Source organism: Amycolatopsis speibonae, assembly GCF_042647925.1.
GTDB classification, from domain to species: domain Bacteria; phylum Actinomycetota; class Actinomycetes; order Mycobacteriales; family Pseudonocardiaceae; genus Amycolatopsis; species Amycolatopsis speibonae.
Genome location: NZ_JBHRWK010000039.1, coordinates 20,462 through 43,738, shown reverse-complemented (window position 1 = coordinate 43,738; position 23,277 = coordinate 20,462). Strand labels below are relative to the sequence as shown.

Annotated in this window: 20 protein-coding genes; 7 read left to right on the top strand and 13 right to left on the bottom strand. The window is 69.3% G+C overall.

Annotated elements, in window-relative coordinates; all coding sequences use genetic code 11:
• Positions 1-34: 34 nt before the first annotated feature.
• The 3 genes from ACFOSH_RS25260 to ACFOSH_RS25250 all read right to left on the bottom strand — a co-directional run bounded on the left by ACFOSH_RS25260 (position 35) and on the right by ACFOSH_RS25250 (position 4,962).
• On the bottom strand, positions 35-2,269 hold the full coding sequence (locus tag ACFOSH_RS25260) for a heavy metal translocating P-type ATPase (RefSeq protein ID WP_378241537.1): 2,235 nt from the start codon (positions 2,267-2,269) through the stop codon (positions 35-37).
• Between the two features lie 271 nt (positions 2,270-2,540).
• Positions 2,541-3,656: a DUF6801 domain-containing protein gene (locus ACFOSH_RS25255; RefSeq protein WP_378241536.1), complete on the bottom strand. Its 1,116-nt coding sequence runs from the start codon at positions 3,654-3,656 to the stop codon at positions 2,541-2,543.
• A gap of 73 nt (positions 3,657-3,729) precedes the next feature.
• The gene (locus ACFOSH_RS25250; RefSeq protein ID WP_378241535.1) at positions 3,730-4,962 is read right to left on the bottom strand and encodes a DUF6801 domain-containing protein; all 1,233 of its coding nucleotides are present in this window, start codon (positions 4,960-4,962) and stop codon (positions 3,730-3,732) included.
• A 487-nt stretch (positions 4,963-5,449) separates the two neighbouring features.
• Here ACFOSH_RS25250 and ACFOSH_RS25245 point away from each other — a divergent pair, with 487 nt between their 5' ends.
• The 3 genes from ACFOSH_RS25245 (at position 5,450) to ACFOSH_RS25235 (ending at position 7,955) form a co-directional block, all read left to right on the top strand.
• Positions 5,450-6,022: a hypothetical protein gene (locus ACFOSH_RS25245; RefSeq protein WP_378241534.1), complete on the top strand. Its 573-nt coding sequence runs from the start codon at positions 5,450-5,452 to the stop codon at positions 6,020-6,022.
• Positions 6,023-6,184: 162 nt separating this feature from the next.
• A complete protein-coding gene (locus tag ACFOSH_RS25240; RefSeq protein ID WP_378241533.1) occupies positions 6,185-7,396 on the top strand; it encodes a lipase family protein in 1,212 nt (403 codons plus the stop codon).
• A 7-nt stretch (positions 7,397-7,403) separates the two neighbouring features.
• The gene (locus ACFOSH_RS25235; RefSeq protein ID WP_378241532.1) at positions 7,404-7,955 is read left to right on the top strand and encodes a GtrA family protein; all 552 of its coding nucleotides are present in this window, start codon (positions 7,404-7,406) and stop codon (positions 7,953-7,955) included.
• Here ACFOSH_RS25235 and ACFOSH_RS25230 read toward each other — a convergent pair.
• Complete coding sequence (locus ACFOSH_RS25230; RefSeq protein WP_378241531.1) at positions 7,895-9,091, bottom strand: helix-turn-helix domain-containing protein; 1,197 nt, start codon at positions 9,089-9,091, stop codon at positions 7,895-7,897. The genes ACFOSH_RS25235 and ACFOSH_RS25230 overlap by 61 nt on opposite strands.
• A gap of 313 nt (positions 9,092-9,404) precedes the next feature.
• Here ACFOSH_RS25230 and ACFOSH_RS25225 point away from each other — a divergent pair, with 313 nt between their 5' ends.
• The 4 genes from ACFOSH_RS25225 to ACFOSH_RS25210 all read left to right on the top strand — a co-directional run bounded on the left by ACFOSH_RS25225 (position 9,405) and on the right by ACFOSH_RS25210 (position 14,767).
• Complete coding sequence (locus ACFOSH_RS25225) at positions 9,405-10,625, top strand: helix-turn-helix domain-containing protein (protein WP_378241530.1); 1,221 nt, start codon at positions 9,405-9,407, stop codon at positions 10,623-10,625.
• A 342-nt stretch (positions 10,626-10,967) separates the two neighbouring features.
• Positions 10,968-11,957 (top strand): alpha/beta fold hydrolase, encoded by a 990-nt coding sequence (locus ACFOSH_RS25220; protein WP_378241529.1) that lies wholly within the window; start codon positions 10,968-10,970, stop codon positions 11,955-11,957.
• A 342-nt stretch (positions 11,958-12,299) separates the two neighbouring features.
• Positions 12,300-13,490: a helix-turn-helix domain-containing protein gene (locus ACFOSH_RS25215; protein ID WP_378241528.1), complete on the top strand. Its 1,191-nt coding sequence runs from the start codon at positions 12,300-12,302 to the stop codon at positions 13,488-13,490.
• A gap of 32 nt (positions 13,491-13,522) precedes the next feature.
• Complete coding sequence (locus ACFOSH_RS25210) at positions 13,523-14,767, top strand: PucR family transcriptional regulator (protein WP_378241527.1); 1,245 nt, start codon at positions 13,523-13,525, stop codon at positions 14,765-14,767.
• A 184-nt stretch (positions 14,768-14,951) separates the two neighbouring features.
• Here the strand turns inward: ACFOSH_RS25210 and ACFOSH_RS25205 are convergent, their stop codons facing one another.
• The 9 genes from ACFOSH_RS25205 to ACFOSH_RS25165 are packed head-to-tail and all read right to left on the bottom strand — an operon-like array spanning position 14,952 to position 23,275.
• A complete protein-coding gene (locus ACFOSH_RS25205; protein ID WP_378241526.1) occupies positions 14,952-15,593 on the bottom strand; it encodes a hypothetical protein in 642 nt (213 codons plus the stop codon).
• Between the two features lie 12 nt (positions 15,594-15,605).
• Positions 15,606-16,109 carry a hypothetical protein gene (locus ACFOSH_RS25200; RefSeq protein WP_378241525.1) on the bottom strand — a complete coding sequence of 168 codons (504 nt, stop codon included), beginning with the start codon at positions 16,107-16,109 and terminating at the stop codon, positions 15,606-15,608.
• 5 nt (positions 16,110-16,114) lie between these two features.
• The gene (locus tag ACFOSH_RS25195) at positions 16,115-17,215 is read right to left on the bottom strand and encodes an MCE family protein (protein ID WP_378241524.1); all 1,101 of its coding nucleotides are present in this window, start codon (positions 17,213-17,215) and stop codon (positions 16,115-16,117) included.
• Complete coding sequence (locus ACFOSH_RS25190; protein ID WP_378241523.1) at positions 17,215-18,198, bottom strand: MCE family protein; 984 nt, start codon at positions 18,196-18,198, stop codon at positions 17,215-17,217. The genes ACFOSH_RS25195 and ACFOSH_RS25190 overlap by 1 nt, the downstream gene beginning before the upstream one ends.
• Positions 18,195-19,199, bottom strand: a complete 1,005-nt coding sequence (locus ACFOSH_RS25185; protein WP_378241522.1) for an MCE family protein — start codon at positions 19,197-19,199, stop codon at positions 18,195-18,197. Before ACFOSH_RS25185 ends, ACFOSH_RS25190 begins: the two co-directional genes overlap by 4 nt.
• On the bottom strand, positions 19,199-20,215 hold the full coding sequence (locus tag ACFOSH_RS25180; protein ID WP_378241521.1) for an MCE family protein: 1,017 nt from the start codon (positions 20,213-20,215) through the stop codon (positions 19,199-19,201). Before ACFOSH_RS25180 ends, ACFOSH_RS25185 begins: the two co-directional genes overlap by 1 nt.
• Entirely contained in the window at positions 20,206-21,219 is a 1,014-nt protein-coding gene (locus ACFOSH_RS25175) for an MCE family protein (protein ID WP_378241520.1), read from the bottom strand. Before ACFOSH_RS25175 ends, ACFOSH_RS25180 begins: the two co-directional genes overlap by 10 nt.
• Positions 21,216-22,439 (bottom strand): MCE family protein, encoded by a 1,224-nt coding sequence (locus tag ACFOSH_RS25170; RefSeq protein WP_378241519.1) that lies wholly within the window; start codon positions 22,437-22,439, stop codon positions 21,216-21,218. The genes ACFOSH_RS25175 and ACFOSH_RS25170 overlap by 4 nt, the downstream gene beginning before the upstream one ends.
• A complete protein-coding gene (locus tag ACFOSH_RS25165) occupies positions 22,436-23,275 on the bottom strand; it encodes an MlaE family ABC transporter permease (protein WP_378241518.1) in 840 nt (279 codons plus the stop codon). The genes ACFOSH_RS25170 and ACFOSH_RS25165 overlap by 4 nt, the downstream gene beginning before the upstream one ends.
• Positions 23,276-23,277: the final 2 nt, after the last annotated feature.

Sequence of the window (23,277 nt, the reverse complement as noted above, 5' to 3'; positions counted from 1 at the left end):
TCCGGGGCCGATGGTACAAAACCACCCGGAAGTGTCACGCAGCGCGTCGGTCCGACCGGCCGAAGTCCTTCAGGCGGAGGCTGTTGGACACGACGAGCACGGAGGACAGCGACATCGCGGCCCCGGCGATCAACGGGTTCAGCAGACCGAGCGCGGCCAGCGGGATCGCGGCGACGTTGTAGCCGAACGCCCAGGCCAGGTTCCCCCGGATGATCCGCAGGGTGCGATCGGCCAGCCGGATGGCGTCGGGGACCACGCGCAGGTCTTCGCGGACCAGCACGATGTCGGCCGAGCGCAGCGCGATGTCGCTGCCCTGGGCCATCGCCATGCCGAGATCCGCGGTGGCCAGCGCCGGACCGTCGTTGATCCCGTCGCCGACCATCGCGACCCGCGCTCCCCCGGCCCGCAGTTCCTCGATGACCTGGGCTTTCTCCGCGGGAAGCACGCCCGCGCGCACGTCGGAGACGCCGATCTCGTCCGCGACAGCCCTGGCGGCGGCCTCGTTGTCGCCGGTCAGCAGCACGGTCCGCAGGCCGAGCGCGTGCAGGGCGTCGACGGCGGCCCGTGCCGACGGCTTCACGACGTCCCGGATCACCAGATGCCCGGCGACCCGGCCGTCCACCGCGACGAGGATCGCCGTCGCTCCGTCCAGTTCCGCGGCCGCGAAGTCGTCGGGGATCTCGATCTCGCGATCGGCGAACAAACGCGCGTTGCCGACCAGGACGTCGTGCCCCTCGATCGCGCCCTTGGCGCCGAGCCCCGGCAGCGCGCCGAACCCTTCGACCGGGGGGAGGTCCGGCAGCTCGGCCCGTGCCGCGGTCACGACGGCGGCCGCGATGGCGTGTTCCGAACCGGCCTCCACGGCTCCGGCGAACCGCAGCACCTCCGGCACGGTGAACCCGTCGGCGGGACGGCACGCGGTGACGGTCATCTTCCCGGTGGTGACGGTGCCGGTCTTGTCCAGCACCACGGTGTCCACCGTGCGGCTCGCCTCGAGCGCGTCGGGCCCCTTGATGAGGATGCCCAGCTGAGCGCCGCGGCCGACCCCGGCCATGAGCGCGGTCGGCGTCGCCAGCCCGAGCGCGCACGGACAGGCGATGATGAGCACGGCGACCGCCGCCGCGAAACCCTCGCGGGCGGGTGCCCCGCCGAGCAGCCACACCGCGAGCGTCAGCACGGCCACGCCGAGGACGACGGGGACGAACACCGCGCAGATCCGGTCGACCAGCCGTTGCACGGCGGCCTTGCGAGCCTGCGCGCGTTCGGCCAGCGCGGTCATCTGGGCCAGCTGCGTATGCGCGCCGACCGCTGTCGCGCGGACGACCAGCCTGCCGTCGCGGTTCACCGAGGCACCGATGACCCGGTCTCCCGCACCGGCTTCCGAGGGCACCGGCTCACCGGTCACCGCGCTGACATCCACAGTGGATAGTCCACTGTCGACGATCCCGTCCGCGGCGATCGACTCTCCCGGCTTCACCACGAACAGGTCGCCGACGGCGAGCTCACCGATCGGGACCATCCGCTCGGTTCCGTCCCGCAGCACCCGGACGTCCTTGGCGGCCAAAGCGTCCAGCGCCGCCAAGAGTCCGGCGGCGCTGCGCCGGGACCGGCTTTCGAAGTACCGGCCCGCCAGCAGGAAGGTGGTCACCCCGGCGGCGACGTCGAGGTAGATCGCGTCCGCTCCGGCCGCTGTCGGACCGAAGCCGATCCAGTACCCGGGTTCGGCGCCGCCCGCGAAGGCGGACCACGCCGACCACGCGAAGGACGAGAGCACTCCCAGCGACACCAGTGTGTCCATACTGGACGATCGGTGTCGGATGTTCCGCAGCGTGGCCCGATGGAACGGCAGCGCCGACCAGAAGACCACCGGAACGGCCAAGACCAGGCACAGCAGTTCCCAGCCGGGGAACCGCAGCCGCGGCACCAGGGCGAGGGTGATCGAGAGGTTCCCCAACGGGATCGCCAGCAGAGCGGCGACCACCAGCCGCCGTCGGAGATCGCGGACCCGCTCGAAACCGGTGTCCGGATCCTCTTCCCCGCGGATCTCCGCCGTGTAACCGGATTTGCGGACCCGCTCGATGAGCACGCCGTCGGCCAGCGCTTCGGGCACCTGCACGGTGGCACGCTCGGTCGCGTAGTTCACCGACGCGCGGACACCGTCCAGCTTGTTCAGTGTGCGTTCCACCCGCGCCGAACAAGCGGCGCAGGTCATCCCCGACACGGTCAGTTCCACCGTGCGGACGGCGGCCTCCGGCGCGGAAATCGTCATTTCGTGGCACTCCCAGGATTCACCAGTGGTTCCTTGGTGGTGGAACAGGTGTCCCGAGTGGTGTCGCGAGGCAGATTACCGCCGCCGGGAACCGAACCCTTCGGCGGCCCGACTACTGCTTCGGTGGTGAGAACAGGTGTCCGGAAGCGTGATCAAACACGGCACACGCGTGATCAGAGAGGTCACTCGCGTGATCAGACGGCGCACACGCGAGTGACCTCTCTGATCACGCGTGTGCGGAGTTCAATCACGTGAGTGACGAGTCGGAGCACTAGCGTGGCGTCAGGGTGAGATCGAAGGTGTTGCCGTCGCCCTGCACGAAAGTGCTCAGATACGGCGTGAAGGCGCCGCAGCCGGTCAACGGTGCCAGCGCGTAGGTGCCGGTGACCGCGCCGCCGGCCGCCATCGTGAAGCCGTCGCCGGTGCGCAGTTCCGCCGTCGACGGGGCCGAGGTCTTGCAGCCCGGCCCGCTGCTGACGGGCATGCCGACGAGCGTGACGAGCGGGAGGACGGTGGTGAACCGGGGCCGCGCGACGAAACCCGTCCCGGCGAGGTCGCCGCCCTGCGGTCCGTCGGCGACGAACTCCAGATCGGCCGCACCCGGCACGAAGCCGAACAGCCGGAACTCGGCGTGCGCCTTGTCGAACACCGGGCCACCGCTGAATACCGTGGCCGCGGTGGGACTCAGGTCGAAAGCGCCGGTCAGCGGCGCGGTGGCGCCGAGCGCCTTGACACCGGTCTTCCCGGCGACGGTGTACCGGTGTCCCGTCGGCTTGTCACCGAGGTCGAAGGAGAGCAGGACCGCGTCTTGACCGGGGTCGAGCGTGCAGTCCGAGGTGAACGAGCCGATCCCCGTGAACGAGCCGTCGGCCTTCTTCGGGGTCAGCCGGGTGGTGAAGTCGCCGACGGTCAGGGTGGTCTTGCCCGGCTTCGCCAGCGTCACCGTCGGCACGGCACCCTTGGCCACCGTGCTGAACGGGCCGGACGGCGGAAGATCGGTTTTGGCGACGTCCAGCGGGATGCGCACCGGGAAGGGCTTCGCGTCACCGTTGACCAGCGTCACGCCCGCCGCCGCGGTGCCTTCGATGGTACTGGCGCCGACGAGGTTGAGGCCGCGCGCCGCCTTGTCCGGCACGGTCACCGTGATCGTCAGCCCTGAGGTGCTGAGCGTGCCACCGGGCGCGGTCGGGACCTCGAAGTCGGCCTTGATGTTCACGTCGAGCTTCTGCAACCCGATCAGGGGAAACGGGCAGGTGAACGACAGTTTCTTGTCCACGGGGGTCCCCGCCGCCGCGCTGCGGACGGCGACGAACAGCAGGCTGCCGGCGGTGAGCAGGACGATGAGGCCCGCCGCGAGCAGCATCCGGACGTTGATGCGAAGGGGCATGGTCGCCTTCCTGGTCGGCACTGAAACGGCACCGGTCCCCGCCGCGAGCTTGCGACGGGGACCGGCTTGCCGACTACTTCTTGGTGAGGTCCAGATCGAGCGTGTTGCCGTCGCTCTTGGCGAACGCACTGATGAAGTCGTTCAGCTGACCGCAGTTCTGCAGCGCCGACAGCGAGTAGGTACCCGACAGCTTCCCGCCCTTGAGCAGGTCGAAGTCCGGACCGGTGGTCATCTCGCTGGTGGACGGGCTGACCGTGCCGCACTTCGGGTCACTGCTGATCGGGATCCCGAAGACCTGCACGCTCGGCAGGAACACGTTGAACTTGATGTGCGCCTTGAAACCGGTGCCGACGAGCTCACCGGTCTGCTTGCCGACCTGTTCGACCTTGATCTCCGAACGACCGTCGACGAACCCGAACAGCTTGAACTGGGTGGACGACGGGTCGAGCTTCAGGTCGCCGGTGAACGTCTTGGACGCCAGGTCGACGTCCGCGTCGAAGCCACCGTTGATCGCCGCGGTGCTGCCGAGCGACTTCAGCGCGGTCTGACCCTTGATACCGAACGCGTACTTGATCCCGCCACCACCGGGGGTGGTGGTGGGCGGGGTCGTCGGCGTGGTCGGTGTCGTGGGGGTCGTCGGCGTGGTCGGGGTGGTGGGCGTGGTCGGCGTGGTGGTGCCGCCCCCGCCGTCACCGATCTTGATCGTGGCCAGGGTGTTGCTCTGGCCCGGATCCTGCGTGCACGGCGCGTCGATCGTGCCGTCCGGCGTGATGCCGGTGACCGAACCGTCGGCCTTGCGCGGGGTGACCTTCAGCTGCAGGTCACCCACGGTGATCTTCGCCTCGCCGGGCTGGTTGAAGGTCAGCGAAGGGGTCTTGCCCGCCGCGTTGACCGTCATCTCGCCCGAGGTGGGGATGTTCTGCTTGGCGATGTCGTTGGGGACCTTGACCGGGAGGTTGAGCCCCGGTGCCGCCACGGTCGCCGCCGCGATGGCCTGGCCTTCCAGCGTGGTCGCACCGATCAGGTTGAGCCCGCTGACCGTGTCCGCGTTGATCGTGGAGATGGCCTTGATGTCGAACGTCCCGGTCGGCTGACCGGTCTTGACCGACAGCGGAAGATCGGTGTTGATCACCACCTTCAGCGACTGCGACCCCACGAGCGGGAGGTTGCAGTGATAGTTGAGCGAGAGTGAAATCGGATCGGCGACACTGTTCTGTGCCCCGACCACGAGTACCGCGGTGGCAAGCCCCACGGCACCGGCAGCGGCGGCGGCGACCGCCTTCTTGGTTCCTCTACGGTGACTCACGATCGTCCTTCCGTGGTATCAACGATGATACGAAACGGCGTACAATTCCCCAGAGCAATGAATATCGGCCCGAGAGAATTCTCCGGGTAGCGACGATGTCTGACGGATCGCAACCGAACAGTAAACTAACGACGCTTCCGTACCGCTATCAAGTGCTTACCCGGAAAAGTTGACGCGGCCCCGGTAAATTGTCACCCTGGCACGGTACGTCCACCCTGTTACTAGTAGCGACACATGGGTTTCCCCAGCACAGAGCCACTTGAGGCCGCCGGCGGAACCGCTGACGCGGGTGACAATCGCCGTGCGCGAAACTATCTCGCGCATGCCAATCGCCTTTTTCCGGCCCATGCCCGCCTTGCCTGCCGGAATCTTTCGCGAGTAACCTCGCGGTTCAGCAAGCCGGTCACCGCCGACCACCGCGGAATCCCGTTCCTCGTGCCACGGCCGGCCCTCTTTCGCCGAATTCGACGGGGAAACCATGAAAAGAATGCGCCGCACGGCAGCGCGAATCGCGTTCGCCACCGTCTCCGCGACCGCCGCCGCGGTCCTGCTGGGCGCCTGCGGGTCCGACAAGCCCGCCGACACCGGACGGCACGCCGACCCGGCCGCGCTCGCCTGGGTGGACAAGGTGTGCTCCGGTGTCGCGACAGGCTCGGCGAAGCTGTCCCAGCCGCCCGCGTTCGACCCCGCCAACCCCCAGGGGACGAAGACCGCCATGGTGGGCTTCCTGAATTCGCTCACCGCCGCGCTCGACGACATGGCGGGCGGGATCCGGAACGCCGGGGTGCCACCGGTCCCGGATGGACAGTCCGCTGTGGACAAGGCCACCACCACGCTCGGCGAGACCAAGTCGAAGGTGTCCGCCACCCTGACGAAGATGAAGGACTCGAAGGTCACCGACCAGGCGAGCCTGCAGAAGGTGGTCGCCGACGCCGACAGCACGATGAGCGGGTTGAGCGAGCCGGAAGGCCCGATCAAGCACCTGCGCGCCAACCCGGAACTGAACCTCGCGTTCGCCGAATCCACGACCTGCCGTCAGGTCTACGGCGGCAACGCCTGACTCGGCGCCGTTCGCCGAGCGGCGGCCGGGGAGACGTCGCGAGCGCCACGTCCGAGACGGTGAGTGTCCCGGGCGTGGCGCTCGGGGCGCGACACCTTCGCCTTCCCGTCCGGCCGCCGCTTTGATTCCCGACCCCACATCCCGCTCTCTGGAGGCCCGGCCGTGCCGATCTCGTTCCCCCGACCGTCCCGCCGGCTGCTCGCCGCGGCGGTGGCCGTCGTCCTGTCCGCCGGTCTGCTGACCGCGCTGAGCGGAAGCCCGGCGAACTCCGCCACCCCGGCTTCCGACGAGTCGTTCTACACCCCGCCGTCCCCGCTCCCGGCGGGCAAGCCGGGCGACATCATCCGTTCGCGGGTCTCGAAAGCCGGGCCGCGTAAGGATTCCGTCAACGCGTGGCAGGTGATGTACCTGTCGACCGACGCCCTCGGTCGGCCGGACGCGGTGACCGGGACCGTGCTGGTGCCGAAGAACGCCGATCCGGCGAAGGCGCCCATCGTCTCGTTCGCGGCGGGCACGCACGGCCCGGCGTTCGAATGCACGCCGTCGAAGATGATCGACATCGGCGCGTTCTACGAGCAGTCCGGTCTCGACGACGCGCTCGACGCCGGATACGCCGTCGCGCTTACCGACTACGAGGGCTACCGCCAGGATCCGAAGACGACGTACGTGGTCGGGCGTTCGGAAGGCCCCGCGGTGATCGACGCGGTCCGCGCCGCGCAACGCCTGCCGGAGGCGAAACTGTCCGCCGACGCCAAGGTGGCCTTCCGCGGCTACTCCCAGGGTGGCGGGGCCGCCGCCTGGGCAGGCGAACTGCAGCCCACCTACGCGCCGGAGCTGAACCTCGTCGGCGTCGCCGCCGGCGGTGTGCCCGCCGACCTCGTCCAGGTCACCCTGCAACTCGACGGGAAAGCGGGTTTCGGCGTTTTCGCCTACGCCCTCGTCGGCCTGGACAACGCCTACCCCGAGCTGAAGCTGGACTCGTTCCTCAGCGACAACGGCCGCGTGAAACTGGCGGAGATGCAGAAGAGCGCGTGCACGTTCGAACTGCTCACCACCTACGCGAACCAGAAGATCGCCGACTACACGACCAGCGCCGGATATGTCCGGCCGGAATGGGTGAAGCGGCTCAACGAGAACAAGCTCGGCGGCACACCCCCCAAGGTCCCGGTGTTCCTCTACCACGCCACTCAGGACCAGCTCGTGCAGTTCGCCCAGGCCGACGCGCTGCACAAGGCCTACTGCGCCGCCGGGGTCAAGACCACCTGGAAGACCTTCGACACGGACCACATCACGGCGGTCTACACCGGCAACGCCGACGTCCTGGCCTTCCTCAAGGACCGGGTCGCGGGCGCCCCGGCGACGTCGAACTGCTGAGCCCGCGGTGCTCAGAACCGCCCCCGCGTCCTTTGTGGACGAAGCGGCACCCGGCGGTGCGCGGACCGGGAAGCGGCGTGAGCTGCTCCGGTTCGCCACCGTCGGCCTCGCCGCGTTCGGCCTCACCCTCGGGACCAACTACGGGCTGAAACTCACCGTCCTGCAGGAGAAACCGGTCACGGCGCTGGCCATCGCGACCGTCGTGGCGACAGCCTTCTCGTACCTGCTTTCCCGGCGCTGGGCGTTCCACACCCGCGGCGGCAGGCGCCGTCTCCACGAGGCGACGCTCTTCTTCGCCGTCAACGCGATCGCCGTGACGATCAACCTGTGCCCGCCGCTGATCTCGCGCTACGTCCTGCGGCTCGACGTCCCCGAGGTCAGCTTCCTGGCACAGGAGGTCGCCGACTTCGTCAGCGGGATGCTGCTGGGCACCGCGGCCGGTTCGGCGTTCCGCTGGTGGGGCTACCGGCGCTGGGTGTTCCCCGTCGCCGGAGCCCGTCAGGCGTCCGCGGGGCGCAGCCGTTCCGCGCGCAGCGCCAGCTCGATCCGCAGCCGCTGATCCGGATCGTCCAGCCGCTCGCCGAACAACTCCGTGAGCCGCCGCAGGCGAGCCCGCACGGTCTGCGGGTGCACGGCGAGGTGCCGGGCGATCTCGGGCGCGCTCCCCCGCGTCTGCACCTGCGTGAGCAGGGTCGCCGACAGCTCGTCGTGCTGCCGCGGCGCCAGCCCGGACAACGGTTCCAGCGCCTCTCCGGCCAGCTGGTCCAGCAGGAACTCGTCGGCGAGCAACAGCAGCGTGGTGAGGTGCTCCTCGCACCAGAGCACCGGTCCGACCGTGGTGATCATCCCGCGTCTGGCCAGCTCGGACGCGCGGCGCGCGATCCGGAAGGACTCGGCGGCCTGCTCCGTCGGGACGGCCACCCCGACCGTCGCCGACCAGCCGGAAGGCAGCTCCCGCAGGCCGTCGAGGTCGGCTTCGGGACAGGCCACCAGCGCGCCTGGCGCGTCGGAGACGAGATCCGCGGGCACCGCCGAGGGCAACAGTCCCGACGGGAACGCGGGCGCGCCGGGTTCCGAGGTGAAGACGACGGCGGTGACGCGCTGCGGGATCCGCCAGCCGATGGCGACGGCGAGCGCGCCGACGTCGGCCTGGGTGTACCCGGCGCCGCCTGCCAGCAGCCGGAACAACCGGGCCCGCTGTTCCGCCGGTCCCGTCGACTCGGCCTGCGCGGCGTTGTATCCGTCGGTCAGTGCCATCGTCACCTCGACGACGTCGCCGAACAGGCACTCCGCCGCGCCGTAGAGGACGTCGCCCGACAGCTGGAGCTGACGGCCCGCCGCGGCGATCGAACGCCACAGCACCCGGCTCGAGACCCGGAACGCGGCCTGCGCTGCCTCACGGCTGAGTCCTTGATGGAACGCCGTCCGGCCCTGAGCGCGGAAGTCCGCCAGCAGATCGTTCTGCAGCAGTTCGGGGACGCCGACCCTGTCGATGGCGCGTTCGATGCTGCGCCTGGTCAGTTCGACGGCCGCGGCACGGGCCTCGCCGTCACCGAACACGTCGGCACATTCGGCGATTTCGGACACCACGCCTTCGACGCAGTGCCGGGCGATCACCGGGATCCGCGGCCGGACGGCGTCACCGAGTTCCCTCGGCAGGCGTGCCCACAACACGCCGACGGGCTGCCAGCTCACGTGTGCGTTCCCCCGCTGTGAAGTAGGCCGACGATTACGGGCACCAATTCCCTTTCGTCCGCGCGCCACCGGCGCACTCGAATGCACGGAGCGTAGAACCGGCGCCACATCCGTGTCAAAAGCCGCCACACCGAAACGCCCGTCCGTGTCGCCGGCGCCGGGTATCGCGACTTTCCGTCGCCAATTCAACGTCACATTCGCGGTACGCACCGTCGGCCGATCGAGTAGAAACACTCCGGCACCCGTTCCGTCGATCCGACGCGGTTGCGCAAAGGGATTCATGTTTCCCGTCCCGCTTCGAAGAAAATCAAAGGTGGTCTTCGTGGTCCAGTACCGCAGTTTCGGCATGCTGGCGACGCTGCCGCGTTCGCTCGGCGAAGAACTGCGTCCGTATACCGGGCACGCCGCGGCCGCCATGATCAAGCAGGTGCAGCGGTCGGTCGCCGCGTACTCGCAGCCACTGCGCGGGGTCTTCGGCCGCGTCCTGGTCGTCTCCTGCGAGCGGGCCGTGCGGCACTACGTCGACTGCATCGGCGATCCGAACGTGCTCCACGACCGCTGGATCGACTTCTACCGCATGCGCGGCCGGATCGAGTTCACCGAGGGCCGAAGCCTGGAACCCTTGCACGACAGCGCGACCATCGGCGCGCGGACGGCGTGGCGGGCGATGCGGCCCATCGTGCGCGGGCTCGGCGTCGGACCCGGCGTGATCGCGCACGCGGCGGAGTCCGTCTTCGTCTACGTCGACGAACTGTGCGCCACGGCGATCGAGGGGTATCAGGAGGCGGAGGCCAAGGCGGCGGGCGCGATCCCGCTCCGGCGCCGCCGCCTGCTCGAACTGATCGCCCAGGCGCCGGAAGGGTCCGCCTGCAGTATCTCCAGCCTGGCCGACGGCGCCGGCTGGCGAGTCCCGGGGACCGCCGCCATGGTCGCCCTCCAGCGCGCTCCGGGAGCGCCCGCTTTCCCCGCCCAGCTCCTGGACGACACCGTGCTGGCCGATCTCGACACCGCCGAGCCGTACCTGCTCACCGCGGATCCCGACACCGATCTCGCGCCGCTGAAGGACGCGCTGGACGGCTGGCGCATGGCCGTCTCCCCCGTCGTGCCGCTCACCGACGCCCCGGCCGCCCTCCGCACCGCCCGCCGCGCACTACTGCTGACCAGCGAGGACGCACCCGGCCCGATCATCTGGTGCCAGGACCACCTCGCCACGCTGTGGCTGCTGGCCGAGGATTTCCTCGGCGCCGAGATGGCCAAGCGGAGCCTCGACCCGTTCACCTCGCTGAGCGAGAAACAACAGGAGAGGCTCAGCGAAACCCTGCTGGCCTGGCTGGAAACCCGCGGCGGCGCACCCGAGATCGCGCAACGACTGGGAGTGCACCCCCAGACCGTGCGGAACCGCCTCCGGCAGCTGGAAGAGCTGTTCGGCGACCGCCTCAGGGACGCCGACGACCGGCTGGGCATGCAACTCGCGCTGCGCGCGCAGCGGCTTATGCGCGCCCACCGCCGCGACGAAGAGCCGCCAGGGAGCTGACGCGCCGGACCCGTCGCTCCGGCGGCCGTACGGTGGGAAGCACCCAGCGGAGACCGCGCCGGGCGCGCTTCGCCCTCGGCTGGTCAACGTGGAAGTCCGCCCGGCAGGCCATCGCTTTCCTCCCCGTGGTGACAGGTGTTTACCGACGCTTTCCTGAATACCGGGACAGTGGGAAAATGTCGATGCGGAATTGCCCGGCCGTCGCGGCTTTAGCATCCGAATCGGGGTCCGCCCCGGAATTCTTGTCACCCGGAGCCGCAATTGACGGACGTGTCCGGCGACACGCTGACGAACCCGGCGTTCTCCACGTTATTTTGACGCCTGACAACGGAAAGGCGGGACATGGCCCTCGAAGCGCGCACACTAACCCTGCACGGGCGGGAAATCCGGCTACGGGAATACCATCCGTCCACAAAGGACGTCGCGGGTGAGCCGCTCGTGCTGCTGCACGGGATCTCGGGCAGCGGCGAGACCTGGGCCCCGTTGCTGGACCATTTCGAGCGGACCGGGTTCGGCCGCCGCGTCCTCGTCCCCGATCTTCCCGGCCACGGCGAGTCGGGAGCGCCCCGGGCCGACTACGGCCTCGGCGCGATGGCCAGCGTGGTCCGCGACGTCCTCGCGCTCACCGGGAACCGGCACGCGACCATCGCCGGGCACTCCCTCGGCGGCGGGATCGCGATGCAGTTCGCCTACCAGTTCCCCGAGATGTGCGCCCGGCTGGTGCTCGTGGGCAGCGCCGGACTCGGCCCGCAGGTGACCCCGGTGCTGCGCGCGACGGCGCTGCCGGGGGCCGCCGTGACACTCTCCCTCGCGGTCAACCCGGTCACCGTCGCGATCGCCCGCGGGCTCGCCGCGGCGGGACGCTCCCTCGGCGGGACGCTCTCCCCCGAAACCCGGGAGCTGACCCGGCACTTTTCGTCACTGGCCGATCCGGGCAGGCGGCGGGCGTTCCTGTTCATCGCGCGCAGCCTGATCGACCTCCGGGGCCAGCGCGCGAGCGCTGTCGACAAGCTCTACCTCGCCAGGGAGGTGCCGACGCTCGTCGTCTGGGGCGCGCACGACCCGCTCATCCCGGTCGCGCACGGCCGGAAGACGGCCGAACTGCTGCCGGACAGCCGCTTGACGGTGTTCGAAAATGCGAAACACTTTCCACATGTGGCCGACCCGGCCCGGTTCGGCGGCGAGCTCGAACGCTTCCTCGCCGAGACCGCGCCCGCCAGGTTGACCCTGGACGAGGTCGTCGAAGTGCTCATCCGCGCCAGCGAGGCGGCGGAGGCGCTCGAGAAGGCCCCGGAAAAGTTGTCACCCGAGCGCCATCTGAGGCCGGCCTAAGTGTCACTCGCCACCGGATCGGACCACCCGTTCGGGTGTAGTCCATACAGGTGGCCGATCAAGGCCCCGTCAGCCGTTGACAGTCCTCTCGGCCGGATTTTATGTTGCGTGAGCCACAAAATCTGGATCGGCTTCACCGTTGAAGAGGCTGATTTTGTTGCCAGCAAGGATAAAAAAACTATGACCGACTTGGATACCGGGTTCTCGCGGCACGATCTGCGGACCGCACGGCCTGACCCTGACGTGCGCCATCCCGCCACCCCGCACCGCCAGCCACCGGGTCCGGTCCAGCGACCGCGCGCCTTCACGCCGGCACCGAGAACCCCAGTGGAGAACCGACCTGTGCGCAGCACCGGTGCGAACGGACTGTGGGCGTCACTGCCCAGAGACCTGGGCGAGCGGTTCCGGCCGCGGGCCGACCCCTTGGCACGAGCCATCCTGCAGGAGGTACAACGAGCCGTTCCCGAGTACGCGCAGCCACTGGAAGGCGCGTTCGGACAGATCATCACGCAGGGTATCCGACAGGCGATCCTGCACTGCCTCGATACCGTCGGTCAGGGGACAGCCCCGCTCGACAAGTGGTCCGCGGTGTTCCGCAACCTCGGGAAGGTCGAGTTCAACGAGGGCCGCAGTCTCGACTGCCTGCAGACGGCGTACCGCGTCGGCGGTCGCGTCGCGTGGCGGCACGTTTCGGAATTCGGGCAGGCGATCGGAGCGGACGCCGATCTCCTGTGCACCGCGGCCGAGGCGATCTTCGCTTACGTGGACGAGATCTCCGCACTGTCCATCGAGGGCTACACGGCCGCGCAGGAACGGGCCGCGGGCACGAGGGCGAGACGCAGGCGCAGGCTGCTCGAACTGATGCTCTCCGATCCGCCGTCCTCACCGCAGTCGATCGCGTCCCACGCCGCCAACGCCCAGTGGGCGCTGCCCGCCGAGGTCACGATCGTCGCGCTGGAGCGGCGGCTCGGCCCGTCGGACCCCGACAGCGCAGACCTGGACGCCGACGTCCTGGTCGACTTCGAGGGCCCCAAGCCCTGCCTGGTCACCGGAGACCCTGACAAGCACCTGAAGGACCTCGCCGAACGGCTGCCCGGCTGGCGTGCGGTGATCGGCCCCGCCGTGCGGCTCACCGAGGCGCCGCGCTCCCTGCTGTGGGCGCGGCGCACGCTGCGGCTGGTCCAGCGCGGGATCCTGCCGGACAGCCGGGTCACGCGGTACAGCGATCACCTGTCCACCCTGTGGCTGCTCGCCGACGAGTTCCTGGTCCGTGAGCTGTGCACACGCAGCCTCGCCCCGTTCGAAGACCTCACCCCCAAACAGCGGGCGCGGCTCGGGGAGACGCTGCTGATCTGGCTGCAGTCGAGGGGCAGCGCTCCGGAGATCGCGAAGAAGCTCAAGGTCCACCCGCAGACCGTCCGGTACCGCATGCACCAGCTCATCGATCTCTTCGGCGACCGGCTGAACAACGCCGACGACCGGCTCGACATGGAGATCGCCCTGCGTGCGGAGGCCCTGCTCGCCGAGGACTGACCAGCGTTTCCCACTCACAACGAGGTGACGAGGTGACCCGACCGCAGGATGGTCGCAGCGGGGTCGAGGCGACTTACGGCCCGCTCCTCACGCCCGCTCGGCCGGGCGGGGCGAGCGGGCGTCCCGTGCAGCTCTGGGCGCTGCTGCCGAGAGAGCTGGCGACCGTGTTCCGGCCGGTGCTGGCCGACGTGGCCGGGGAGGTGGTCCGCGAGATCCAGCGGACCATCCCCGACTACGCGCGGCCGTTGAACGGCGCGTTCGGGAAAGCGCTCAAGACCGGCGTCCAGATGGCGTTCCTGCAGTTCGTGGAGCGGATCGGGAATCCGGAGGCGCCGTCGGAAGACCGCCGGACCGTGTTCCTGAGCCTGGGTGTCCAGGAGTTCCACCAGGGCCGCAACGTCGATGTCCTGCAGGCGGCGTACCGGGTCGGCGCCAGGGTGACCTGGCGCCGGGTGGCCGAGGCGGGGCGCCGCGCGGGTGTGCCCTCGGCGACGCTGTGCCTGCTCGCGGAAGCGATCTTCGCCTACATCGACGAGCTGTCGGCCCTGTCGGTCGAGGGGCACGCGGAAGCGCGCGAAAAGGCCGCCGGCGCGCTGGAGCGACGGCGTCACCGGCTGATGGAGCTCCTGCTCGCCGAACCGCCGTCACCGCCCGAGGTCGTCAAAAACGCCGCCGAACTGGCGCGCTGGCAGCTGCCGGACCTGCTCGTCGCGGTCGCCCTCGACACGCCGTCGGACGAGGCTCCGGCGGCCGCTCCGACCGCGCTGGCCGACTTCGAAAGCCCGTCCCCCTGTCTGCTGCTCCCCGCTCCGCTACCGGAGGAACGGGCGCAGTTCGCCGAAGAACTGGCAGGCCGGCGGGTCGCGATCGGCCCCGCCGTCCCACCCGCTTTCGCGGCCCGTTCCCTGCGAGCGGCGCGAGAGGCCCTCCGGCTCGTCGATTCCGGCGCGCTCGCCGACGAGCCCGTGACGTGGTGCGTCGACCATCTTTCGCGCCTGTGGCTGCTCAAGGAACCGTTCCTGGCCGCCGAGCTGGTCCGGGAACGGCTCGGTCCGCTGGCCGGGTTGACCGGGAAGCAGCACTCGCGACTGGCCGGGACGCTGCTGGCGTGGCTGGAGACCTGCGGGAACGTCCGCGAGGTGGCGGAACGGCTCGCCGTGCACCCACAGACGGTGCGTTCTCGCGCCCAGGAGCTGGAGGCGCTGTTCGCGGACGGGCTGCGGGATCCCGAGCGGCGGTTCGAGATGATCCTGGCCCTCCGGGCCGCCCCCTCCTGACGGCGAACTCGCGTGATCAGACGGCGAACTCGCGTGCTTGGAGGGGAAACTCACGTGTCTGGACGCCGATCTCGGTGTGCGGCGTCTGATCACGCGAGTTTCCCCTCCAAGCACGCGAGATCCGGGTCTGATCACGCGAGTTCGGTGCCCCGCCCCGCATTCAGAGGACGAAATGCGGAGGAGGTCAGGCGGCGGCGAGGGCGGTCACGCGCCAGTGACCGTCGGAACGTTCGGCGGTGACGCTCAGTTGAGCCACACCGGAGCTGCGCTGCCCGTCCCCGCGTACGCCGGTCTGGTCCAGGAACACCAGCAGCGACGCCCGATCCCCGTCGAGGAGCTTGACGCCCGAGACCACCGGAGTCGACGTCACGACCAGCTTCTGTTCCGCCGCCAGCCCCCGGACCTGCGCGAACAGCTGGTCGTACTGCCCGAGCGCGGGCCCGGTCAGGACTTCTTTCGCGGCCTTTTCGCTCTTGGCCGGGTCGTCGTAGCGGTAGGAGAAGACCGTGCCGAGCGCCTTGCCGATCTGGTCGCTCACCTCCGCGGTGGTGGCGACGTCGGTCAACGCCGTGTTGTGCGCCAGGACCGCCGTGGCGTCCCGCGCTTCGATCGCGAACCACCCCGCGAGGCCCGCCATCACCACCGCGACCGCGCCGAACACCACGGCGCCCCGACGCCGGACAGGAGCGACGACCGAGACTTCCGGAGCCGACGAGTCCTCCAAGTCTTCAGAGACCTCTTCGGGCGCATCGAGGACCCGGGTGCTCCCGCCCATCTTCCCGGCCACTTTCACGGTGCGCCGCACCGGTTTCCGTTTCGTGGTCATCCCGTCCTCACCTCAAGGCTTTCCGGTGTCGGTCACCGGCACCTGGCCGAGCGACGTGACGCGCCACCCGTCCGGTGTCCGGTTCAGGCCGGCGCGGAAACGGTTGTGCTTGGTCACGGCTTCCCCGCCGTCGGGCCGGACTTCGAGTTCGACCGAAGCGATCACCTCGGCGGTCCCGCCGCCACTGTCCACCGCGGTCACCGCGGCGTCGACGACCCGGCCGGTGGTGACGGTCTTCGCCTGGCCGATCCGGCCGAGCCCGCCTTCCCGGTCCCGCGCGAGCTCGTCGTGCAGCGCGCCGCCGGACAGGTTCAGCCAGCTCTGGTAGCCCTGCTCGGCCTGCCGATAGTCCAAAGTGGTCAATGCGGCCACGGACTGTCTTCCCGCCTGCAACGCCTCCTCGCGGACCGTGGCCCGCGCGACGCCGTCGTCCCGGCTCGCGTCCCACCACGAGTAGCCGAACCAGGCCGCGAACGCGGTGGCCACCACCGCGAGCAGGACCGCGAGTCGAGTCATCGTCTTCACCTCTTCGGTACGTTCTGTGAGCCGCGCACGTTGGTGGGATTGCCCTTGGGCAGGGCACAGCGCGCTGAGGTGTTCAGCGGACGCGCCGACGTGTCGAGTCCGTCGCGATAGCCGGTGCCGTAGCCGGTGACGCACGGCGGCGGATCGAAGAACGTCAGCGAGAGGCCGACGTGCGCGCCGTCCGGCCCCATGATCGCGTGGCCCGCCGCGACCGCCTTCGGCGCGGTGACCAGCAGCTGCTCGATGCCGTCCTGCCTCGATTCCATGACGTCCGCGGTGGTCAGCAGGTTCGCCAGCAGGATGCCGAGGCTCGGGCCGGTCTCCCGCAGGAGCGTGCTGACCTCGTTCGCGGCCGCCGGGACGGCCGGGATCAGCCGGCGCAGGTCGCCGTCGGAGCTCTTCAGCGTCGCGGCGAGCAGTTTCGCGTTGGCGCCGAACGAGCGGATCGCGTCCGCCTGCGAAACCTGCGTGTCGAGCACGGTCTGCGCGTCGGTCACGAACCTGGTCAGCGGGCCGACGTGCGCGCTCGCCTCCCGCACGAACTCGATCCCTCGTCCGACGAGCTGGTCCAGCGCCGGGCCGGCGTCGGAGGTCGCGTTGTACAGCTCGTCGACGACGGTCCGCAGGGCGGGCTTCGGCACCGAGTTGGCGAAAGAGTCCACACTGGACAGGACGACGTCCACCGGCAGCGGGATCTTCGTGTCCGCCTCGCTGATCACCGAACCGTCCCGCAACATGGCGCCGTCGCCGCGACGCGGCCGCAGGTCGACGTACTGCTCGCCGACGGCGGATCGGTTGGCCACGACGGCTTCGGTGTCCACGGGCACCTCCGGGCCGCCCGGGTCGATGTCGAGGTCCACCTCCATCCCGGAGGCGGTCAGCCGCAGCTCGCCGACGCGGCCGATCGGCACGCCCCGGTAGGTGACCTCGGCGTTGCTGAAGATGCCACCACCGGTCGCGAGCCGCACTTTGACGGTGTACCCGCGATCGAGTACCAGCTTGTCCAGCCCCGCGTACGTCGCGCCGACGTACGCGGTGCCGAGGACGGCGATGACCACGAAGACCACCAGCTGGACACGGACGAACTTGGTCAGCATCAGCGGCCACCACTGTTCTTGAAGGTCAGGAACGTGTTCAGGTAGTCACCGCGGATGGCCTCGAGCGCGGCGTCGGGGAACGGGAAGGTGAAGATCATCTCCATCGCCTTCGGCAGTCTGTCCCCGGAGTCGGCCAGCCGCCGCAGCAACGGTTCGAGCGCCTTGAGATCGGCGACGAGGTCGTCCTTGCTGCGGTTCACCGTGTCGACCGCGACCGAGGTGAGCCCGTCCAGCGACTTCAGCATCCCGACCAGCGCCTGACGCTGGTCGTTCAGCACCTCGATCCCGGGGGTGAGGCCGTTCAGCGTCGCCTTGATCTCCTCGGTGTTCGCGTTCAGCGTCGCCGCGAGCTTGTTGACGCTCTCGATGGCGCGGGTGATCTCCGCCTTGTGCTCGTCGAGCCCGCGTACGAACGTGTCCAAATTGGACAGCAGGCTGCGGGCCGCGCTTTCCTTGCCGCCGAGCGCGTCGTTGAGTTCGCGGGTGATGTTCTGCACCTGCGCGACGCCTCCACCATTGAGCAGCAAGGAAAGCGCGCCGAAGACCTCCTCGATCTCCGGGGTCAGCGACGAACCGGCCAGTGGGATCACCGCACCGTCGGCCAACCGCCCGCTCGGGGTCCCGTCGGCGGGCGGCGCGAGCTCGACGAACTTCTCGCCGAGGATGCTCGCCTGCCGCAGCCGCGCGATCGCGTTGGCCGGCAGGTTCACGTCCCCGTTGATCAGCAGCCCGACCACCGCGCTGCGGCCGTCCGGCGCCAGTTCGACCGTCCGCACCTGGCCGACCGGGACGTCGTTGACCTTCACCCCGGACTGCGGCACGAGATCCAGCACGTTGCTGAAACTCGCCGTGACGTGGATCGGGCGTTCACCGAGCGCAGCGCCGCCGGGCAGCGGGATGTCGTAGACGTCGACACCGTTGCTGCAGCCGGTCACGGCCAGCGTGAGGGCCAGGACGGCCGCGCAGTTGAGCCGGGACTTCATTTCGCCCCCGAGAATTCGGTGAGGTTCCCTCGGCCGTCCAGCGTTCCGGCACCCTGGTTGTACGCGCCGAGGACGTTCGCCAGCGCGTTCGGCGCGGAGTCCAGTGCCTCGCCCAGCGACGCCTTCTGCTGGCTGAGCGTCTTGGTGATCTCGGCGAGTTTGTCCACATCGGACTTCACCTTGCCCCGGTTGTCCTTGATGAAGCCCTGGACCACGCTGAGCGCCTCGGTGAGTTCGGTCATCGCGCCGGAGAACTGGTCCCGCTGATCGGCCAGGATCTTGCTGATCGAGGAGATCTGCTGGATCGCCTCCTTCACCTTGCCGTCGTTCGAGGCGAGCATCGCGGTGAACTTGCTGATGTTGTCGACCGAGTTGAACAGGTCGTCCTTGGAATCGCTCGCCGTCCTGGCGAACTCGCCGAGGTTCTTGATCGCGTCGCCGAGTTTGCCGCCGTTGCCGTCGAGGTAGGCCGCGGCCTTGGTCAGGACGTCGCTGACAGCGCCGTCCCGGTTGGCGCCCTTCGGCCCCAGCGCGGTCATCAGCTGGTTGAGGCTGCCGAGGAGTTCGTCGACCTCGACGGGGGTGACGGTGCGCTCGGGCGGGATCCGGGCGTCGCCGCCCAGTTCCGGCCCGCCGAGGTACACCGGGGTGAGCTGCACGTACCGGTCGGCGACCAGGCTCGGGGTGATCACGACGGCGCCGACGTCGGCGGGCAGTTTGACGTCCGGCCGCACCGACATGGTCACCTCGACGTTCGTGGCCTTCGGCTCGACCTTGGTCACCGAGCCGATCGGGACCCCGAGCACGCGGACCTCGGTGTTCGGGTACACCCCGACGGTCGCGGTGAAATACCCGGTCAGGACGCGGTCGGCCTGCTTGGTCACCAGCGGCCAGGCCGCCGTCACGAGCAGTCCCGCGACGACGGCGAGCGCGAGCCGCCGTATCCAGGCCCGCCGCCGTGCGGTGGCCCCGAGATCGGACAGCGTGAAGTGGCGCCCCATCAGCGTCCCCCGTTCCTCGACGGCATGCAGCTGCCCGGCGTGCCGCCGGTCGGGACGAGCCCGCAGATGTAGGTGTCGATCCAGCGGCCGTTGCCGACGGCGTTGCCGAGCAGCCGGTAGAAGGGCCCGGCCAGCCGCAGGCTCTCGTTGAGCTTGTCCTGGTTGCGCTGCAGCACGGTGGCGACGCGATCGAGCTGGTCGAGCGCGGGGCCGAGCGTCTTCTGGTTGTCCGCGACGAGTCCCTTGAGCTGCACCGACAGGTTCTTCACGCCGCTGAACAGCTTCGCGATGGCGTCCTTGCGCGCGTTCAGCTCGGTGAGGAGGGTGTTGCCGTCGCGGATCAGCGCCTCGATCTGCTGCGACCGGTCACCGAGCGTCTGGGACACCTTGTTCGTGTTCTGGAAGAGCTTCACCAGTTCCTCGTCGCGTGAGGCGAGCGTCTTGGACAGCGCGGTGATGCCGTCGAAGGCGGTCCGGACGTCCTGGGGTGTGGAGGCACCGAGCGTTTCGGACATCGTTCCGAACGCCTTCGCCAGCTGATCGGTGTCGATCGCCCCCACCGTGTTCGCGAGGTCGTTGAACACCGCGGTGACGTCGTAGGGCGAGCTCGTGCGTTCCACCGGGATCGGCTGGTCCGGATCCAGTTCGGCGTTGCCGACCGGGTCGATGACCAGGTTCTTCTGCCCCAGCAGGGTCTTGATCTTGATCGCGGCGGTGGTGCGGTTGCCGATCCAGGTGTCCTTGACCCGGAACAGGACCTTGACGCGGGCGCCGTCCAGCAGGACGTCGGAGACCTCGCCGACCTTCACCCCGGCGACCCGGACCTCGTCGTTGCGTTTCAGCCCGGCGGCCTCGGTGAACTCCGCCGCGTAGGTGGTCCCGCCGCCGACCAGCGGGAGATCGTCGGAGAAGAACACCGCCGAGCCGGCCGCCGCCATCAGCACGGCCGTGATGGTGCCCACCACGATCGGGTTGCGGCTGCGGAAGGGTTTGATCCTGGGCGCTTTCACCGGCACCGTCCCTGGGTCAGCGGGATGCCGACCGGCGGCCCGCCCGGAGCGGGCGGCGCGTCGGATTTGACCGAGCACAGGTAGAAGTTGAACCAGGAACCGTAGGAGACCATCGCGCCCATACGGTCCAGCTTCTTGGGGAGGTTCGTGAGGAACTGTTCGAACACCGGGGTGTTGTCGGCGAGGTTCTTCGACAGGTCGCCGAGGGTGTTGATGCTCGCCTTCAACGGCGCGCGGCCGTCCTGGAGCAGGTCCGCGGTGGACGTGGTGAGCTCGCCGAGCCCGCCGATCGCCTGCCCGATGGGCTTCGCGTCGCCGGCGAGCCCGGAGACCAGCTGCGCGGTGACATCGACGAGCTTGTCGAACTGGTCGCCCTGGGAGTTCAGCGTGTCGAGCACCGTGTTGAGGTTCCCGACCACCTGGCCGATCACCTCGTCCTTGCCCGCCAAGGTGTTCGTGAGCGACGCGGTGTGCTCCAGCAAGCTGTCGATGGTGCTCCCCTCCCCTTGCAGCACCTGGACGATCTCGAACGACAGCTGGTTGACGTCGTTCGGCGACAGCGCCTGGAACAGCGGTTTGAACCCGTTGAACAAGGCGGTGAGATCCAGTGCCGGAGTCGTGCGCTCCGGCGGGATCAGCGCACCCTCGGTCAGGGCCGCCGGGCCGTCGGGACCGGGGTCGATGGAGAGGTACCGCTGGCCGACGAGGTTGCGGTACCTGATGGTGACCGTGGCCCCGGAAGTGAGACGGCGCTTGTTCTCGATCGAGAACCGCACGTCCGCCAGGCGCCGCTCGACCACGCCGATGGAGTCCACCTGGCCGATCCGGACACCGGACATCCGGACCTCGTCCCCGGGGTTGACCGAGGTCGCGTCGGTGAATCTGGCGGTGTAGCCGACCGTCGTGCCCACCCCGGAGTTGGCGATGGTGATCGCGAGGATCCCGGTCGCCACCGCGGTGATCACGAAGAAGATCAGGCCCTTGATCGCCGGGCCCAGCACACTCCTCATCGGACGGTCACCTCCGTTCCGCGCAAGGCCGGGCCCACGAGCACGCTGCTCCAGTCCGGGACCTCGGCCGGTTTCATCCCGAGCGACGGCGCCAGCAGTTCGGCGACCAGCCCTCGCTCCCCCTTCGAATTGGCCGGGCCGAGGTCCCCATCGGCGGCGAAGGAGACCGCCGCCGAAGTGTTACCCCCGCCGTAGCACCGCGGACCGCCTTTCTGGTCGAACCGCGGGTCGTCCCGGCCCGGCACGTACTTGTCGCGCGGGTCGTGGACGGACAACGTCACGTGCAGCCCCGGCTCGCCGGTGCCCTTGCCCAAAGCCTTCTCCATCACCGGCTTGAGCCGGTTCACCGCGTCGAACAGGCACGGGAACTCGGGCGAATAGCGCGAAAGCAGTTCCAGCGTCGGCCTGCTCTTCACGCTTACGCCGATGATGTTGTCCTTGTTCTGCACCAGGAACTTGTTCAGATCACCGCTCGCGGTGGTGACGCCGGCGTACAGCTTGTCGAGGTCCGCGCGAGTGTCCACAATGGTCTTCGCCGTCGTGGAGAGATCCGAGAGGGCCTTGAGGATGTCCGGTGCCGCGCCGGTGTAGAGATCGGCCACGTCGGCGAGACCGCTGATGTCCGCCTTGAACTGCGGCATCAGCGGATTCACCTGGCCGAGGAGGTCGTTGAGCTGAACGATGCTGTCCCCCAGGGATTTCCCGCGATTGTCGAGCGCGAGCGAGATCGCGCCGAGCGAACTGTTGAGCTTCTGCGGCTGCACCGCCCGCAGCAGGGGCAGCAGATCGCCGAGGACGCGTTCCAGTTCGATCGCGTTGGCCGACCGGTCCTGGCCGATGACGTCACCGTCCCGAAGCGAGCCGCCGGCGGGCCGGTCGGGGAGCACGAGGTTGACGTAGCGCTCGCCGAACACGGTCTTCGGCAGGAGCCGGGCCGAGACGTTGCGCGGCAGCTGATCGATCTTCGCCGGGTCGATCGCGAGGTCGATCTCCGCGCCGTCCGCGCTGCCCCGGACCGCCCGGACCTCGCCGAACGGGACGCCTCGGACCTTGACCTCGGCGGGCGGGGCCAGTTGGTTGCCGACCCGGTCGGCCTTGAGCGTGACCAGTTCCGCGCGGTCGAAGTCCTTGTTGAAGATGGCGACGGCGACCCAGCCGAGCAGCACCAGGATGACGAGGAAGATCACCCCGGCGGCCTGCGTCCGCGCCCGCGCGGTCATCCGGAGACCTTCACCGTCGTGGTGGCGCCCCAGATCGCCAGGCTGAGGAACAGATCGAGCACGCTGATCAGCACGATCGACGTCCGCACGGCGCGGCCGACCGCGACCCCGACGCCCGCCGGGCCGCCTGCCGCGCGGTAGCCGTAGAAGCAGTGCGTGAGGATGACGCCGACGCTGAACACGAGCACCTTGCCGAACGACCACAGAACGTCTTCCGGAGGCAAGAACAGCGAGAAGTAGTGGTCGTAGGTTCCGCCGGACTGCCCGAAGAAGACGACCGTGGTCACCCGCGAACCGAGGTAGGAGATCAGCAGGCCGATCACGTAGAGCGGGATGATCGCGATGAACCCGGCCACGATCCGGGTGGTGACGAGGTACGGCATGCTGCGCACGGCCATCACTTCGAGCGCGTCGATCTCCTCGGAGATCCGCATGGCACCCAGCTGCGCGGTGAAGCCGGCGCCGACCGTCGCGGACAACGCGAGCCCCGCCGAGAGCGGCGCGATCTCCCGGGTGTTGAAGTACGCGGTGAGGAAACCGGTCATCGCGGAGATGTTGATCTGGTTCAGCGCGCTGAAACCCTGCAACCCCACCGTGATCCCGGTGAACACGCACAGGCCGACCATCACGCCGACGGTGCCGCCGATCACCGCGAGCGCCCCGCTGCCGAAGGTCACCTCGGCGAGCAGGCGCACCACTTCGCGGAAGTAGCGGGTGACGGTCATCGGGATCGCCGCGAGCGCGCGGACGTAGAACAGCAACTGGTCGCCCAGCTCGAAAAGACTGTTGCCGGGGCGTTTGAACGCCTCGCGGGCCCGTTCGGGGACGCTGGTCACGG

What these genes read in the sequence shown, in the direction of transcription:
- ACFOSH_RS25260 (WP_378241537.1), bottom strand. Translation starts at nt 2,269, where the DNA reads ATGACGATTTCCGCGCCGGAGGCCGCCGTCCGCACGGTGGAACTGACC.
- ACFOSH_RS25255 (WP_378241536.1), bottom strand. Translation starts at nt 3,656, where the DNA reads ATGCCCCTTCGCATCAACGTCCGGATGCTGCTCGCGGCGGGCCTCATC.
- ACFOSH_RS25245 (WP_378241534.1), top strand. Translation starts at nt 5,450, where the DNA reads ATGCGCCGCACGGCAGCGCGAATCGCGTTCGCCACCGTCTCCGCGACC.
- ACFOSH_RS25220 (WP_378241529.1), top strand. Translation starts at nt 10,968, where the DNA reads ATGGCCCTCGAAGCGCGCACACTAACCCTGCACGGGCGGGAAATCCGG.
- ACFOSH_RS25205 (WP_378241526.1), bottom strand. Translation starts at nt 15,593, where the DNA reads ATGACCACGAAACGGAAACCGGTGCGGCGCACCGTGAAAGTGGCCGGG.
- ACFOSH_RS25200 (WP_378241525.1), bottom strand. Translation starts at nt 16,109, where the DNA reads ATGACTCGACTCGCGGTCCTGCTCGCGGTGGTGGCCACCGCGTTCGCG.
- ACFOSH_RS25195 (WP_378241524.1), bottom strand. Translation starts at nt 17,215, where the DNA reads ATGCTGACCAAGTTCGTCCGTGTCCAGCTGGTGGTCTTCGTGGTCATC.
- ACFOSH_RS25190 (WP_378241523.1), bottom strand. Translation starts at nt 18,198, where the DNA reads ATGAAGTCCCGGCTCAACTGCGCGGCCGTCCTGGCCCTCACGCTGGCC.
- ACFOSH_RS25185 (WP_378241522.1), bottom strand. Translation starts at nt 19,199, where the DNA reads ATGGGGCGCCACTTCACGCTGTCCGATCTCGGGGCCACCGCACGGCGG.
- ACFOSH_RS25175 (WP_378241520.1), bottom strand. Translation starts at nt 21,219, where the DNA reads ATGAGGAGTGTGCTGGGCCCGGCGATCAAGGGCCTGATCTTCTTCGTG.
- ACFOSH_RS25170 (WP_378241519.1), bottom strand. Translation starts at nt 22,439, where the DNA reads ATGACCGCGCGGGCGCGGACGCAGGCCGCCGGGGTGATCTTCCTCGTC.